Below are 15545 nucleotides of genomic sequence, written 5' to 3' on the forward strand. Positions count from 1 at the left end.
TGCTGGGCACACGTGTGTGAACAGTAACATGCAAAGTACAAAGTTTTTGCTCTCTTTATTGACAGGATATAAAAAAAGCGTATATAATAGAGCAAATTACATATTTGGCAAAACAGTTGAAAAGCTGCGACGCAAAGCTATAGGGCCTGTAAAATGGCAGCCAGTTGCATTAACACGATAACAGAGTATGTTATAGTTGTATGGCTATGGCGTAACTCTGTTTTTTTATAGGAATTTATCGAAACTTGATCTGCAAAGATGGAATTTTCATGTTCAGAAACCGGTCGTGGAGGCTTTTTAATTGCGTGTATTTTGTGTGTCTTTCGACCGGAATCGGTAAAACGTGGTGATAAGGGATCGTTAGATAGGCGTATGGCGGCTGGGCGGTAGAAGGTTTATAGCGGAATCTTAACAGATACGGTTAGCTACAATACATGCTTATATATAGTTTGCATCTTGTGTAATTTATTTTGCATCAAAAGAATTGATAGACAAAATGAGCGTTGAGTGTCGAACTGCGCGATCAAAACGAGTTGAAACTTGTTAAAAAAAGAATTTATAATTATTTTAATCATCACAGGTGCCGAGGAGGAGAATATTATGGCAGAAATGAAGATTGCGATCGCAGAGGATAATCGTCAGGCATTGGATATGCTTGGAAATATACTGGAAAGTGATAAGGAGATTCAGGTGGTCGGAAAAGCGGAAAACGGAACCGATGCCTATAATATGATCGTAAAGACAAAGCCGGATATTGTATTTCTGGACGTAGTGATGCCGGGAATGGATGGAATTTCGGTTATGGAGCGCATCAAGACAAATCAAGACTGTTCAGCTGACACTTCCTTTGTTATGATTACAGCTGCGAGCAGCGAGAATCTGACAGCGGATGCTTTTCGGATGGGCGCCTGTTATTACATAGTAAAGCCATTTTCGAAGGAGGCGGTTTTAGACAAGGTACATCGCCTGAAGAATTACAGGAACCGCGCTTCGACCCTGGCGGGCAGCCGGAAGGTGGAGCCGTATATGGTGTCGGCGGAATATGAAAGACAGAATCTGGAGAGCGATGTGACGCAGATTCTGCATGAGATTGGGATTCCGGCTCATATTAAGGGATATCAGTACCTGCGGGATGCGATTATTTTGTCAGTCAGTGATAAAGAAATGCTCGGTTCTGTGACGAAAATCCTGTACCCGACCATCGCCAAGAAGCGCCAGACCACTTCAAGCCGTGTCGAGCGGGCAATCCGCCACGCGATTGAGGTCGCATGGAGCCGCGGCAAGATGGACACGATCAACGATCTATTTGGATATACCGTCAGCACAGGGAAAGGAAAGCCGACCAATTCGGAATTTATCGCATTGATTGTTGATAAGATTTGCCTGGATTATAAGCGGGATGTATAAAATCGTGCGGTGCTTTTTGGAGCCGAAAGTGCTGTAAGCCTTTTTAACACTATTGTAACACATTTATGAAAGTGACTGATTGCATGGGTAAATGTGTGTATGATAAGATAAAGGGGAAATAAAAGATGCAGGACTGAAAAACTGCCCCTGTATAAAACAGCTGGACAGAGAGGTCAGGAAAGCAGCTAAAAGAACGGAGAATTGCCTATGAAAAAAAAAGTACCGGCGTACAATGGAACCCTGCGGGATCACACGATTATGTGTCCGTATTGTATCAGTGAATGTTCAGGAATCCGCATCTTTGGAAAGCGTATCAAATCGATCGCCTTCTCAACGGATGTGGCAATCATCAAAAATATCAACGCGGATGCGATCATCGCAGTTTATCCGTTTACTCCGCAGGCAGCTATCTCACAGTCGATCATCAGCATCTCGGATGTGCCGGTGTTTGTCGGGGTCGGCGGCGGTCTGACCGGAGGAAAGCGTTCCGTCCGTCTGGCGCTTCAGGCAGAACATCAGGGAGCCTACGGTGTAGTGGTCAATGCGCCGATCGCGGATGAGGTCATCACGGAGATCAAGCGGGTGGTTGACATTCCGGTCATTGCGACGATTGCTTCGGTTCACACGGATGTCCGCCGCAAACTGGAGGCGGGAGCCGATATTTTAAATGTATCAGGCGCTGCCGCCACCGCATCGATGGTAGCCGAGATCCGGAAGGAGTATCCGGACGTTGCCATTATCGCGACCGGAGGACCGACTAATGAATCGATTTTGGAGACGATCGAGGCAGGAGCCAATGCGATCACGTACACGCCGCCGTCCAACGGCGAGCTGTTTGCGCGGACGATGAAGAAATACAGGGAGATCAATCCCTGATTATACAAAAGCCGGGGCCGAAGAGAAAACATAATTTTCTTTTCGGCTCCGTCTTTTATTTTTGTTTCATAGGAAATTGCGTCCTATGAAACAAAAAAACGCTCCGCGAGGATGCGCACTCGCGCGAAGCAGAAACATGTCGCAAGCGACCGCGCTCGGCGCGAGAATGTGCCAAGGCACATTCTTTTTCATGCGGTAAAATTTATAATTCATCCGGTACTATGCAAAACATCCAATTCAGAAAATACAGTCTGCAAATCGGAACTATTTGTCATATATTTCCCGATTTTTTTCTCTGTCGCCTACTTTCTAATTCCCTGATTCTATTGTATAATAATTTTAATAGGGTGCCAGATCGCGAGCGGGCACGGTTGGGAGGTAGTAGCTATGAAGAATATTCTGTTTATTGCATCGGAGGCGGTTCCATTTATCAAAACAGGAGGTTTGGCAGACGTTGTCGGATCCCTTCCAAAATGTTTTGATAAGCAGTATTTTGATGTGCGTGTCATGATCCCGAAGTATCTGTGCATCAAAGAGTCATTCCGCAATGAAATGAAGTATGTGAACCATTTTTATATGGATTATCTGGGACAGAACCGGTATGTGGGCATCCTGGAATATGAATATGAGGGCGTGACCTTCTATTTTATTGATAATGAGAGTTATTTCTGGGGTGATCGCCCGTATGGGGACTGGTATTACGATCTGGAGAAGTTTTCTTTCTTCTGCAAGGCGGCTCTCTCATCCCTGCCGGTGATCGGCTTCAAGCCGGATGTCATCCACTGCCACGACTGGCAGACGGGACTTATCCCGGTGCATCTCAAGGACAAATTCCACGGCGGCGAGTTCTTCCGGGATATCAAGTCCGTCATGACGATCCACAACCTGAAGTTCCAGGGGGTGTGGGATGTGAAGACAATCCAGCATTTCTCTGAGCTGCCGGACTACTATTTTACACCGGATAAGCTGGAAGCTTACAAAGACGGCAATATGTTAAAAGGCGGCATCGTATACGCGGATGCGATCACGACGGTCAGCAACACCTACGCGGAGGAGATCAAGACTCCGTTCTACGGCGAGGGACTGGACGGTCTGATGCGTGCGAGAAGCAACAGTCTGCGCGGTATCTTAAATGGTATCGATTACGATGAATTTAATCCGGAGACAGATAAACGGATCGTACAAAATTATAACGCAAAGACATTCCGCAAGGAGAAATCCAAGAATAAAAAGGCGCTGCAGGCGGAGCTGGGACTGGCGCAGGACGAGAAAAAGTTCATGATCGGTATCGTCTCCCGTCTGACCGACCAGAAGGGACTTGACCTGGTACAGTGTGTGATGGATGAGATCTGTACGGAAGATGTACAGCTGGTTGTGCTGGGAACCGGAGATGAACGGTATGAAAATATGTTCCGCCACTATGACTGGAAGTACAATGATCGTGTTTCCGCTAATATTTATTATTCAGAAGATATGTCGCATAAGGTATATGCAGCCTGTGACGCATTCCTGATGCCGTCGCTGTTTGAACCATGTGGGCTGAGCCAGCTCATGGCGCTTCGCTACGGAACCGTGCCGATCGTGCGTGAGACGGGTGGGCTCAAGGATACTGTATGGCCATACAATGAATACGATGGAACCGGAACAGGATTTTCATTTGCTAACTACAATGCACATGAGATGCTCGACTGCATCCGCTATGCAAAATACATCTATTATAATAAGAAGCGCGAGTGGAACAAGATCGTAGACCGCGGCATGGCGGCTGATTTTTCCTGGCAGACATCGGCTGGAAAATATCAGGAATTGTATGACTGGCTGATAGGATATTAATGACTGACCGAGTGATTTAGAGACAGTGGCATATGTGTGGAAGAAAACAGAGGAATTAAGATAGTACAGGAGAGAAACATGACTTTTTTTCAGGAATTGACATCAAACCAGACGCTGATGACCGGCGTGACCGGGTGGGTGGTCGCCCAGGTGCTCAAGACGATTCTGGACATCGGGCTGAACCATTCGTTCAACCCGGAGCGTCTGGTTGGCTCCGGCGGTATGCCGAGTTCCCACTCATCCACTGTATGTTCGCTGGCAACGGCGGCGGCGCTGCGGTACGGAGTGGGAAGCTTTGAATTTTCCATCAGCTTTATTCTGGCGATGGTTGTTATGTATGACGCGATCGGTGTCCGGCAGGAGACAGGAAAGCAGGCGCGGGTATTGAACCGTCTGCTGTTCGATGATTTCCTCAAGCTGGATGGCGTGGTGTTACAGGAAAAATTGAAGGAATATGTGGGGCATACGCCGATACAGGTAGCAGCAGGCGCGATTTTAGGCATTTTGATTGCATTTATTCTCGATCCGATGTTCATATAACGAACATCGGATCTTTTCATTTTGGCTGATAGATGGTATAAATATAGGGATAACGTGTATTTAAGCGTTAAATGAAACTGAGGAAATGAGAACAGAACAATGGAACAGAGAAGAGACATAGAAAATATCAAACCAGCCTGCCGGTTAATTCTGGCGAGTGCGTCTCCGCGCCGCAGGGAGCTTTTGGAGCGGATTGGGCTGAAACCGGAGATTCATCCGAGCACTTTGGAGGAAAATCCGCTCTGTACGGAACCGGCGCAGGTTGTGATGGAACTGGCGGGACAGAAGGCGCGCGATGTGATGGCGCAGGTGCGTGAGGAGGCGCGGACGACGGGAATCCTATTTTCCGGGATTATCATTGGTTCCGATACCGTTGTCAGTGTGGATGACGAGATTTTAGGAAAACCGGCGGATCGGGATGAGGCGCTTGAGATGATCGGACGGATCCAGGGGCGCAGCCACCGTGTATACACGGGCGTGGCGATCCTGACTGAGGATCGGGAGAGCTGCTTTGCGGTTGAGACGCGGGTGGATGTATATCCGATGAGCGATGCGGAGATCGAGGCGTATGTAGACTGCGGCGAGTCGATGGACAAGGCGGGTGCATACGGCATTCAGGGAAGTTTTGCCGCGCATATCCGCGGAATCGATGGTTCTTACACGAATGTGATGGGGCTGCCGGTCGGAAGGCTCTATCAGGAATTGAAGCGGATCTGCCCGGAGAAGATAGAAGATCTGCTCAAGCATACGGCCTGAGGTGGATGGCTGATGGAAAGAAAGTTACTGTTCACGGGTAGGCACTTTTGGAACCGAAAGTGCCGTAAGAAAACGTGGTGGCAGACCGTGAACCAGAGTGGAAGGATTGACAGAACGCAGCGCTGCTGGTCATATGTGTGAACAGTAATAAATCAGCCGCTCAGAGAGAATATGTGACAGGAATTGCTAAAATATGCAGGAGAAAGGGAGTATCCATGCAGAAACAGAAAAGGAAGACAAACCATATCCACCGGGCGGCGTGTGCCCTGCTTGCGGGGCTGGCGCTCAGCCTGGGGCTTTTGACTGGATGCGGCTCGGACGGCAGCACGATCGTGGTGGGAAAGAAGAATGAAAAGGGTTATTCCCGCGCGGAAGTGATGGTGATTGCCATGACGGAGAAAAAACGCTATGAGGAGGTCTGTACGGATCAGATCTGGGGCGTTTCAGTTGGAGAAAAGGGCGATGATTTTGAAACGTATCTAAAAAAACAGATCCGTTCGTTTATGGATGAGCTGAAAATCATGAACCTGCTGGCAGCCGATCGGGGGATTTCCCTGACTTCAGAGGAGCGGGCGGCGATGGACCGGGCAGCAGCCGAGTATTTTGGGCGTCTGCCGCAGTCGGCGATTGACTCGATGGGCGTGACAGAGGCGGATGTCCAGCATATCTATGAGGATTATGGTCTGGCGGAGAAGCTGGCGGGACAGCTCACGGACAATGTGGCGCTGGAGGTCAGCGACAGTGAGGCAAAGGTGATCCATGTCAGTCAGATAAAGACATCGGATGAGAGCGAGGCAGACGCCTTCCAGCGGGCGGCATCGCAGGAAGATGCCGATTTCCAGTCCTGTGCCGAGGAGGCGGGGCTGACGGTGAGTGACCGGGTGCTGGGGCGCGGTGATGAGTCGGATGCCTATGAGAAAGAGGCATTTTCCCTTGCCGAGGGCGCAGTCAGCCAGGTGATCCATGCGGACGACGCGTACTATGTGCTCAAATGTACGGACGATTATGACGAGGACGAGACGGCGGCGCGCAAGGAGCGCATCTACGAGGAGCGGAAAAAACGCGCCTTTCAGGAGATCTACGACCGGTTCAGCAATACGATCTCCGTTTCTTACAGCAGCGGGCTCTGGGACAGTCTGGATCTGACCTCGGAGTTCGAGAAAAATGACGCGGATTTCTTTGAGATTTACGCGGAATATGCGATCAAATAGGTAGTCTGTACCTGGGGCGGGTAGATAAAAAGTAAACTTATTTAAAAAAAAGGATAACAATTCGGAACAACCGCTTGACTACCGGGGAAAATTCTTCTACAATGAACGGTAATGTCCGGTCAGGCGGACATACTGTGGAGGAAAAATACATGAATATCATAAAAGCGGTCAATCTTGTATTTGATTATATAAGACGCGATGAAGAGGGGCAGGTAGAGGAAGTAAAGCGCGCCCTGGATCATGTGAATCTGGAGATTGAGAAAGGCAGCTTTGTGGCAATCCTGGGACACAATGGTTCCGGCAAGTCCACATTTGCCAAGCAGATCAATGGCATTTTGAGCCCGACTGACGGTACGCTTTTTGTATCGGAGATGGATACGAGGGACGAGGCGCATCTGTGGGATATCCGCAAAAATGCGGGCATGGTCTTTCAGAACCCGGATAACCAGATCATAGGAAATATAGTGGAAGAGGACGTCGGATTCGGTCCGGAAAATATCGGAGTTCCGACCGAGGAGATCTGGAAGCGAGTGGATGAGAGCTTAAAGGCAGTCGGGATGACGATGTACCGCAAGCAGTCCCCGAACCATCTGTCCGGCGGACAGAAGCAGCGTGTGGCGATCGCGGGCGTCATGGCGATGAAACCAGAATGTATCGTGCTCGATGAGCCGACGGCGATGCTCGATCCGAACGGACGCAAGGAGGTTATCCGCACCGTCCATGAGTTAAACCGGGTGGAAGGAATCACGATGGTGCTGATCACCCATTATATGGAAGAGGTGGTCGATGCAGACCGCGTGATCGTCATGGATGACGGTCATATCGTGATGGACGGCACGCCGAAGGAGATTTTCTCCCGCGTGGAGGAACTAAAACAATACCGGATGGATGTGCCGCAGGTGACGGAGCTTGCGTGGGAGCTTAAGAAAAAGGGAATTCCGCTTCCAGATGGAATCCTTCGTAAATCGGAGCTTCTGGACGCACTGGTACCGCTTTTGAAAGAGGAATAGAGATGGCAATACAGGTAGAAGATTTGTGCTACACCTACGGCGAGGGCACGGCGTTAGAGCGCCAGGCATTAAAGCACGTGAGTTTTGAGATTCAGGACGGCGAATTTGTCGGTCTGATTGGTCACACTGGATCGGGAAAATCAACCCTGATCCAGCATTTAAACGGTCTGATCAAGCCGACCAGCGGCGACATTAAGTATCAGGGTGTCAGCATTTACAGCCAGGGTTATAAATTAAAGGATCTGCGGAGTAAAGTGGGGCTGGTGTTCCAGTATCCGGAGTACCAGCTCTTTGAGGCAGATATTTTTACAGACGTCTGTTTCGGACCGAAAAATCTGGGGCTTCCGCAGGAAGAGGTGGAAAAACGTGCCCGCCATGCCTTAAAGCTGGTCGGCATGGATGAAAAATTTTATAAGCAGTCCCCGTTTGAACTTTCCGGCGGACAGAAACGCCGCGTCGCGATCGCGGGTGTACTGGCGATGCGTCCGGAGATGATGATCCTCGACGAGCCGACGGCGGGACTCGATCCGCAGGGGCGCGATGAGATTTTAGGTCAGATCGAGCGCCTGAACCGGGAGCACGGGCTGACGATTTTGGTGGTTTCCCACAGCATGGAGGACATGGCGCGCTACGTGGACCGCATCATGGTCATGAACGACGGCGTGAAGATGTTTGACGATACGCCGAAGGAGGTATTCCGCCATTACAAGGAGTTAGAGGCGATCGGTCTTGCCGCGCCGCAGATCACTTATGTGGTGCAGGGACTTCGGGAGCGCGGGATTCCGATCGACGACACGATCACGACGGTAGAAGAGGCGCGGGAGGCGATTCTGGCGCTGTATAACAAGCGGAGGGAGAAACAATGATACGGGATATCACAATCGGACAGTATTATCCGGTCGAATCAGTGGTTCACCGGCTGGATCCGCGTACCAAGCTGTTTGGAACGCTGATCTACATTATTTCATTATTTTTCGCGGACAACCTGCTCTGCTATGCAGTGGCAACCGTATTTCTGGCGATGGCGGTCCGCACCTCACGCGTACCATTTAAATTTATTGTGCGGGGACTTAGGGCGATCGTGTTCCTGTTACTTATCAGTATCAGCTTTAACCTGTTTTTGACGAGCGGACGGGTTATTTTCCAGATTGGATTTTTAAAAGTGACGCATGAGGGCTTGCGGCTGGCAGTTTTCATGGGTCTGCGCCTGATGTATCTGGTGATTGGTTCCTCTGTCATGACGCTGACGACGACCCCGAACCAGCTTACGGACGGCTTGGAGCGGAGTCTGGGATGCTTGAACCGTCTCCATGTGCCGGTGCATGAGATCTCGATGATGATGTCGATCGCGCTGCGCTTTATCCCGATTCTGATTGAGGAGACGGATAAGATCATGAAGGCACAGATGGCGAGAGGCGCTGATTTTGAATCTGGCAATCTCGTACAGCGGGCAAAGAGCATGATCCCGATTCTGGTACCGCTTTTCGTATCGGCGTTCCGCCGCGCGACGGATCTGGCGATGGCGATGGAGGCGCGCTGCTACCGGGGCGGAAGTGGTCGGACCAAGATGAAGCCGCTGCATTATGAGAGGAGAGACCGGATTACCTACTTGATTCTTCTGGCTTATCTGGGAATTGTGATTGTACTGCGGATCGTTTTTTAGCGAAAAAGGGGTTACTGTCCGCGGGTAGGCACTTTTGGAACCGAAAGAGAGGTGCATAGGCTGTGCAAGCTGTGTGCCTCTTGATTTTTGTATTTTGGTTAGTTACAGCTAACATAAGGTGGAATGGAGAACAACAGAAGGAGGACTTCAATGGAATTAAAACAGCTTGAATATTTTATGGTTGCCTGTGAAAAAGGTAGTTTTAATCAGGCAGCAGAATGCCTATACACATCCCAACCGAATGTCAGCAAGGTGATCGGGATGCTGGAACAGGAGCTGGGGCGTGCGTTATTTGAGCGGACAAGCAGAGGGCTCAGGGTTACCCCATATGGAGAAACGGTCCGGGAGTATGCACACAATATTTTAAATCATGTGAGTCTTATTAACTCGCTGGCAGAAGATACGCAGGAACGGAAATTTACCGTTTCTACCTACCCGAGCAACATGATTGCGAGGCTTCTGACAGATTTTTATAAGAAATATGGCTGCGAGTGCCAGATTTCCCACCGGGAAGGCAGTGTGGAGGAGATTAGTGATCAGGTATCCCAGGGAATTTCGGAGTTGGGGATTGTGTATGTAGCACAGAAACAGGTTCCGGCATTCCGGCATATTTTGTCCCACAAAAAATTGTCTTTTCAGGAACTGGATGTCAAACCTGCCTGTGTTTATGTGGGACCAAATCATCCGCGTTATGAGGATGAGAGTATCGATTTTACCGAGCTTCCGCAGTTAAAATTCGTCAGCGGAATCCGGGATTTTTTCTCAATGGAGCATCATTTAAACCATGTGAGCCTGGGAGCGATCAGCACGGATATGCTGAATACGGTTGTACATACCAATAGCGATCATATGACAATGAATCTCCTGATGCAGAGCGATATCTGCAGCCTGGGAATTGATTTTTTATATGAGGATTATAAACAATATCCAATCCGTAATCTGAAGATCCGGAATAGTGAACCATTTCTGGTAATCGGATATATTTACCAGAATGAAGAAAAGCTGAGTGCGGAGGCAGCGTGGTTTTTAGAACATTTCAAAAAAATGCTTTAATTGTTTAGATATAACAAATCGTTATAGCAATCCCCCTGTAAAACGATAGTGGTTAGTTGTGCGTAACTATGTTATCCTTTTATCTGCCGGTAAAAACGAATTGTTTTAACAAAGTAGATAAAAGAGATGCAGGCTTTCAAACCTGCGTCAGGCATAACAGGAGGACATATATGAAAAAAAGTAAAAGACTCATAGCGGCAGCTGGTGTTCTTTCCGTGGCTGTCTTGGCTGGATGTGGCGGAAACGCTTCAAACAGTACAGAAGGGACAAAATCAGAGCAGAGTGCATCGGCAGAGAGCACGAAGGATGAACTGGTATTTGTTAATTACCGGGATATCCGTGATCTGAATCCACATCTGTATGCAGGTGAAATGTATGCACAGGAAATGCTCTACGAGACCTTAGTCAATATTACAGAAAATGGGTATGAGGGCTGCCTGGCAGAGAGCTGGGATATCAGTGAAGATGGAAAGACCTACACGTTCCACATCCGTGATGGAGTGAAATTTTCGGACGGAGAGGTGTGTGACGCCAACGCGATCAAGGCAAACTTTGATGCAATCATTGAAAACAAAGATCGTCACACCTGGCTGGAAATGATGAATCTTCTGGTTGGGGTTTCGGCTCCGGATGATAAAACCTTTGTGATCGAACTGTCGGAGCCGTACTATCCTCTGCTGACAGAGTTGGGAGTTACCCGTCCGTTTGCAATGATTTCTCCGAAGGCGATGAAGGACGGAAGCACAAAGGATGGCGTAAACGAATACATTGGAACAGGTCCATATGTCCTGACCGATTTTGTGACAGATGAGTATGCAGTATTTGAAGCAAACGAAAACTATTGGGGGGAGCAGCCGTCCATCAAAAAGATTACGGTAAAAGTAATACCGGATAATCAGACGCGTATCATGGCACTGGAAAAAGGGGAAATTGATCTGATTTTCGGTAAAAATATGATTGATGCGGATGCAATTAACCAGTATACGGGAAATGACAATTTTACGGTTGCGTTATCGGATCCGACCTCGACCCGGCAGATTGTACTGAATACAACCCGTGATATTCTGGATGAGAAGGAAGTGCGTAAGGCACTTCAGCATGCGACAAACAAAGCAGCGATTTCAGAAGGTATTTTTTATGGTCTGGAACAGCCGGCGGATACACTGTTTGCATCTACCGTTCCTTACTGCGATATCAATCTGACCCCATATGAGTATGATGTGGAAGAAGCAACGAAGATGCTGGAGGAAGCAGGCTGGACGTTGGCTGGAGACGGCGTACGTGAAAAAGACGGCCAGAAAATGGAACTGGAGCTGCTTTATAACAGCGATAGTGTGACGGAAAAAGCGATTGCGGAGTACCTCCAGAGCGAATACCAGAAGCTGGGTGTCTCCCTGAACATTCATGGAGAGGAAGAACAGTCTTACCGTGATAGTATGAAGGCTGGAAACTTTGACATGGTATTTAATATCTGCTGGGGAACTCCGTATGACCCGCAGTCCTCCCTGGCGGCGATGCGCGCTCCGGTTTATGGAGATTTTGCGGCACAGCAGGGACTGGAAGATAAGGCAGATATCGATGATGCGATTACAGAGATCCTGGTTTCCACGGATGAAGAGCGCCGTCAGGAGCTGTATACATTTGTGCTGACCCGTCTGCATGAGGATGCGGTCTATATTCCGCTTACTTATGAGTGCAATAAGGCAATCTACCGTTCGGATCTGCAGGGCTTCCATTTTACGCAGACTCAGTATGAGGTTCCGTTCGCTGATTTCTATTTTGGAGAGAAGAAATAAAGGAAAAATAAATGAAACAATATATCATAAAACGAATCCTGTCGGCAATTCCGCTTCTTATTATCATTTCGTTTGTGTGTTTTGTGTTTATTAACCTGATACCATCCGATCCGGCGGAGGTGGCACTGCGCATCCGCCAGGTACCGATTATTACAGAAGAAGCGGTGGCACAGGTAAGGGCGGAACTTGGATTGGACAAACCATATCTGATACGATATATTTCCTGGCTGGCTGACTGTCTGAGGGGAGATTTTGGAATCAGTTACGTCAATCCGAGCCGTACAGTTGCGGGCGAACTGATGCGCTGTCTTCCGGCGACTCTGCAGCTTGCGGGTGTATCGTTTGTGATGGTTCTGGTACTGAGCATTCCGATTGGAGTGCTCTGTGCCGTTTATAAGGATGGTGTGTTTGACCGCATCATGCGGGCGATTGTTTTTATGACAACGGCGATGCCTGCATACTGGGTAGGGCTTCTTCTGATCTGGCTGGTTTCGATCAAGCTGGATCTGCTTCCAACGAGCGGAAGCGGGAGCTTTAAACACCTGATTCTGCCATCGTTTACGGTATCATTGAGTTATATATCGACGTATATCCGCCTGATCCGCAATAATATGTTGGAAAACATGAAACAGGATTATGTTCTCTATGCCAATGTGAGAGGCATTCCAAACCGGCAGATTCTTCTTAAACACATTTTGAAAAATTCGATGCATACTTGTATTGTAGCGATCGGAATGAGCATACCGCAGCTGATTTCCGGAACGATCGTCGTTGAGAATGTATTTGCCTGGCCGGGGCTTGGGACACTCTGTATCAGCTCGATTTTTAACCGGGATTATCCGGTGATCCAGACGTATGTGCTATTGATCGGAGTACTATTTGTCGGATTTAATTTATTATTTGATATTCTTCAGACAATTTCAGATCCGCGTCTTAGAAAGGAGAGTCATTGATGGTAGGACGATTGATTCGAAACCGGGCGGCCGTTGGAACGATTGGTCTGGTGCTTATCGTGGCGCTCATAGGGATCTTTGCACCGTTTATCGCACCGAATGATCCGTATGCAACGGATATTTTAAATAAATTTGCCGGATTCAGCCAGCAGTATCCACTTGGTACCGATAATCTGGGACGGTGTATTTTGTCGAGAATGATTTATGGAATCCGTCCGACGCTGGGGCTGGCAGTCCTGACCATGCTTGGAACGATTGGCCTGGGAGCGTTGATGGGACTTTTGGCAGGTTATTTCCGCGGGATCGTGGAAGAGGTGATCATGCGCACAGTCGATGTAATGCTTTCATTTCCGAGCCAGATCATGGTGTTTGCAGTGGTAGCCCTGTTGGGAATCAGCGTGCAGAATGTAATTCTGGCCAATGTGTTTATTAAATGGGCCTGGTATGCGCGGATGATCCGGACAGGTGTTATGCAGTATCGTGACCGGAACTTTGTGCGCTTTTCACGATGTATAGGAACACCAGAATCTTTTATATTATTTCGCCATCTTGTACCGTCAATTGCGGCAGATCTGGCAGTTTTATCCTCTCTGGATGTCGGATGGGCGATTATCAATATTTCAACCCTCTCATTTCTGGGACTGGGTGTACAGGCACCGACACCGGAATGGGGAGCGATGCTGAGCGAGGCGAAGAATGTCCTCACCAGCAATCCGGTACAGATGCTGGTTCCGGGAATTGCGGTGGTAATTCTGGTAGCAGCGTTTAACCTGATGGGAGATGCCCTGCGGGATGTGCTGGATCCGAAGGAGGTGCAGAAATGAGCCTGAATCATGAGCGGGTGCAGCCGATTCTGCGCGTGGATGGACTGAATGTAGAACTGAAAACCAGGAATAAACAGAAAAAATTGGTTGAGAATGTAAGCTTTGAGGTAGAGCCGGGACAGTGCCTGGGCATCCTGGGAGAATCCGGAAGCGGAAAAAGCTTGACGGTAAAAGCAATTCTGGGACTTCTGGACCGCCAGTTCCGGATAGAAGGACAGGCATGGTTTGAGGGAAAGGATCTATGCCGGGCAGGACGGGATGAACAGCGGCGGCTGCGTGGGCAGAAGATAGGCATGGTTCTCCAGAATCCGATGACCTGCTTTGACCCGCTTTACCGGATTGGAAGCCAGATGGCCGAGACCTTTGCGGTCCATACAGATTGGGAACGGGCAAAGATCCGGGAGGCTTCCCTGGAAGTATTGGAAAAAATGAGGATTCATAATCCGGAGGAAGTGCTGGGGCAGTATCCACACCAGCTTTCCGGAGGAATGCTTCAGAGAATCATGATTGGGCTGGCACTGGCGATGAAACCGGTACTTCTGGTGGCAGATGAACCGACAACGGCAATCGATGCCATCACCCAGGCTGAAATTTTGAAGGAATTTCAGCGGATCAAGGAAGAAAGTCATACGGCGATGATATTTATCTCCCATGATTTGGGGGCGGTTTCGAAGATTGCGGACGAGATCGTCGTGATGAATGGAGGAAAACTGGTCGAACAGGGCGATTTTGAACATATCTTAAGGCATGCAAAGGATCCGTATACACGGATGCTTGCAGAGACACGGCGCTCGGTCATGGAGCGCTACCGGCTTTGCCTGGATAATCAGGAGGAATTATGCTTGAATTAAAAGATATATGTGTCAGCTTCCGGAGTGAGCGTCAGGATAAATTGTTTGGAACCTCCAGGGACCAGGTGCTGTTTGACGTATCTTTGCAGGTGGAAAGGGGAAGCTGCCTGGGGATCTTAGGAGAAACCGGAAGCGGAAAATCGACGGTTGGACGTGTCCTTTGCGGACTTTTAAGACCGGATTCCGGGCAGGTGCTTCTGGATGGGGAGGAGATTTACCGAAACCGTCAGGGAAAAAAGAATCTGCAGAAGAAAATCAGTATTGTTTTTCAGGATTATACAACCTCGGCGAACCCGCGTTTCCGTATACGGGATATTCTGGCGGAGGGACAGCGGGCAGCAGCACGTAAAAAGGGAATTCGGAAGCTTTCAAGAGAGAAAATTAAAAAAAGTGCCGGAGAGCTGATGGAGATGGTGGGACTGAGTGCAGATTTTCTGGATCGATATCCCCATGAATTGTCCGGCGGTCAGCTCCAGCGAGTCTGCATTGCCCGGGCGGTAGCCTGTGAACCGGAGATAATTCTGTTCGATGAGGCGATTTCCTCTTTGGATGCACATACGCAGGTGCAGGTTATGGATCTGCTTATAGATTTAAAGGAGAAACTGAATCTGACATATGTATTTATTACGCATGATTTGACGTCGGTTACCTATCTGTGCGATGAGGTGCTGTTTTTATACCGCGGGCATATCACAGAATGCTGTCCGGTCCGGGAACTTGGAAAGACAACGGATGAATATGCGCGCAGGCTGCTGCAGGCGATCGTTTAGAT

General features: G+C 48.8%; 15 protein-coding genes and 1 riboswitch. All 15 genes read left to right on the top strand.

Annotation, left to right across the window (positions count from 1 at the left end; all coding sequences use genetic code 11):
- The first annotated feature begins 96 nt into the window (after window positions 1–96).
- A riboswitch (cyclic di-GMP riboswitch) is annotated at window positions 97–172 on the top strand.
- A gap of 428 nt (window positions 173–600) precedes the next feature.
- Entirely contained in the window at window positions 601–1407 is an 807-nt protein-coding gene (gene spo0A / locus DW720_RS01685; protein ID WP_107000786.1) for a sporulation transcription factor Spo0A, read from the top strand.
- Window positions 1408–1614: 207 nt separating this feature from the next.
- On the top strand, window positions 1615–2283 hold the full coding sequence (locus DW720_RS01690; RefSeq protein ID WP_117796493.1) for a hydrolase: 669 nt from the start codon (window positions 1615–1617) through the stop codon (window positions 2281–2283).
- Window positions 2284–2670: 387 nt separating this feature from the next.
- Window positions 2671–4116, top strand: coding sequence for a glycogen synthase GlgA (gene glgA, locus DW720_RS01695; protein ID WP_022358456.1), 1446 nt, complete (start codon window positions 2671–2673; stop codon window positions 4114–4116).
- A gap of 78 nt (window positions 4117–4194) precedes the next feature.
- Window positions 4195–4656, top strand: a complete 462-nt coding sequence (locus DW720_RS01700) for a divergent PAP2 family protein (RefSeq protein WP_022358457.1) — start codon at window positions 4195–4197, stop codon at window positions 4654–4656.
- 99 nt (window positions 4657–4755) lie between these two features.
- Window positions 4756–5412, top strand: a complete 657-nt coding sequence (locus DW720_RS01705; protein ID WP_107000784.1) for a Maf family protein — start codon at window positions 4756–4758, stop codon at window positions 5410–5412.
- 215 nt (window positions 5413–5627) lie between these two features.
- Window positions 5628–6623, top strand: a complete 996-nt coding sequence (locus DW720_RS01710; RefSeq protein WP_107000783.1) for a peptidylprolyl isomerase — start codon at window positions 5628–5630, stop codon at window positions 6621–6623.
- 149 nt (window positions 6624–6772) lie between these two features.
- Complete coding sequence (locus DW720_RS01715) at window positions 6773–7633, top strand: energy-coupling factor transporter ATPase (protein ID WP_107001012.1); 861 nt, start codon at window positions 6773–6775, stop codon at window positions 7631–7633.
- A 2-nt stretch (window positions 7634–7635) separates the two neighbouring features.
- Window positions 7636–8499, top strand: a complete 864-nt coding sequence (locus DW720_RS01720; RefSeq protein WP_107000782.1) for an energy-coupling factor transporter ATPase — start codon at window positions 7636–7638, stop codon at window positions 8497–8499.
- Entirely contained in the window at window positions 8496–9296 is an 801-nt protein-coding gene (locus DW720_RS01725) for an energy-coupling factor transporter transmembrane component T (protein WP_118471526.1), read from the top strand. The genes DW720_RS01720 and DW720_RS01725 overlap by 4 nt, the downstream gene beginning before the upstream one ends.
- Before the next feature lie 150 nt (window positions 9297–9446).
- A complete protein-coding gene (locus DW720_RS01730; protein ID WP_107000780.1) occupies window positions 9447–10349 on the top strand; it encodes a LysR family transcriptional regulator in 903 nt (300 codons plus the stop codon).
- A gap of 170 nt (window positions 10350–10519) precedes the next feature.
- Complete coding sequence (gene nikA, locus DW720_RS01735; RefSeq protein WP_118481853.1) at window positions 10520–12145, top strand: nickel ABC transporter substrate-binding protein; 1626 nt, start codon at window positions 10520–10522, stop codon at window positions 12143–12145.
- An 11-nt stretch (window positions 12146–12156) separates the two neighbouring features.
- Window positions 12157–13098 carry a nickel/cobalt ABC transporter permease gene (gene opp1B / locus DW720_RS01740; RefSeq protein ID WP_117796486.1) on the top strand — a complete coding sequence of 314 codons (942 nt, stop codon included), beginning with the start codon at window positions 12157–12159 and terminating at the stop codon, window positions 13096–13098.
- Window positions 13098–13922, top strand: coding sequence for a nickel/cobalt ABC transporter permease (opp1C, locus tag DW720_RS01745; RefSeq protein WP_107000778.1), 825 nt, complete (start codon window positions 13098–13100; stop codon window positions 13920–13922). Before opp1B ends, opp1C begins: the two co-directional genes overlap by 1 nt.
- Complete coding sequence (locus DW720_RS01750; RefSeq protein ID WP_118749185.1) at window positions 13919–14773, top strand: ABC transporter ATP-binding protein; 855 nt, start codon at window positions 13919–13921, stop codon at window positions 14771–14773. Before opp1C ends, DW720_RS01750 begins: the two co-directional genes overlap by 4 nt.
- A complete protein-coding gene (locus DW720_RS01755; RefSeq protein WP_118749240.1) occupies window positions 14761–15543 on the top strand; it encodes a dipeptide/oligopeptide/nickel ABC transporter ATP-binding protein in 783 nt (260 codons plus the stop codon). The genes DW720_RS01750 and DW720_RS01755 overlap by 13 nt, the downstream gene beginning before the upstream one ends.
- Window positions 15544–15545 lie beyond the last annotated feature (2 nt).

The sequence above is a fragment of the Clostridium sp. AM27-28 genome (assembly GCF_003480955.1).
GTDB lineage: Bacteria > Bacillota > Clostridia > Lachnospirales > Lachnospiraceae > Otoolea > Otoolea fessa.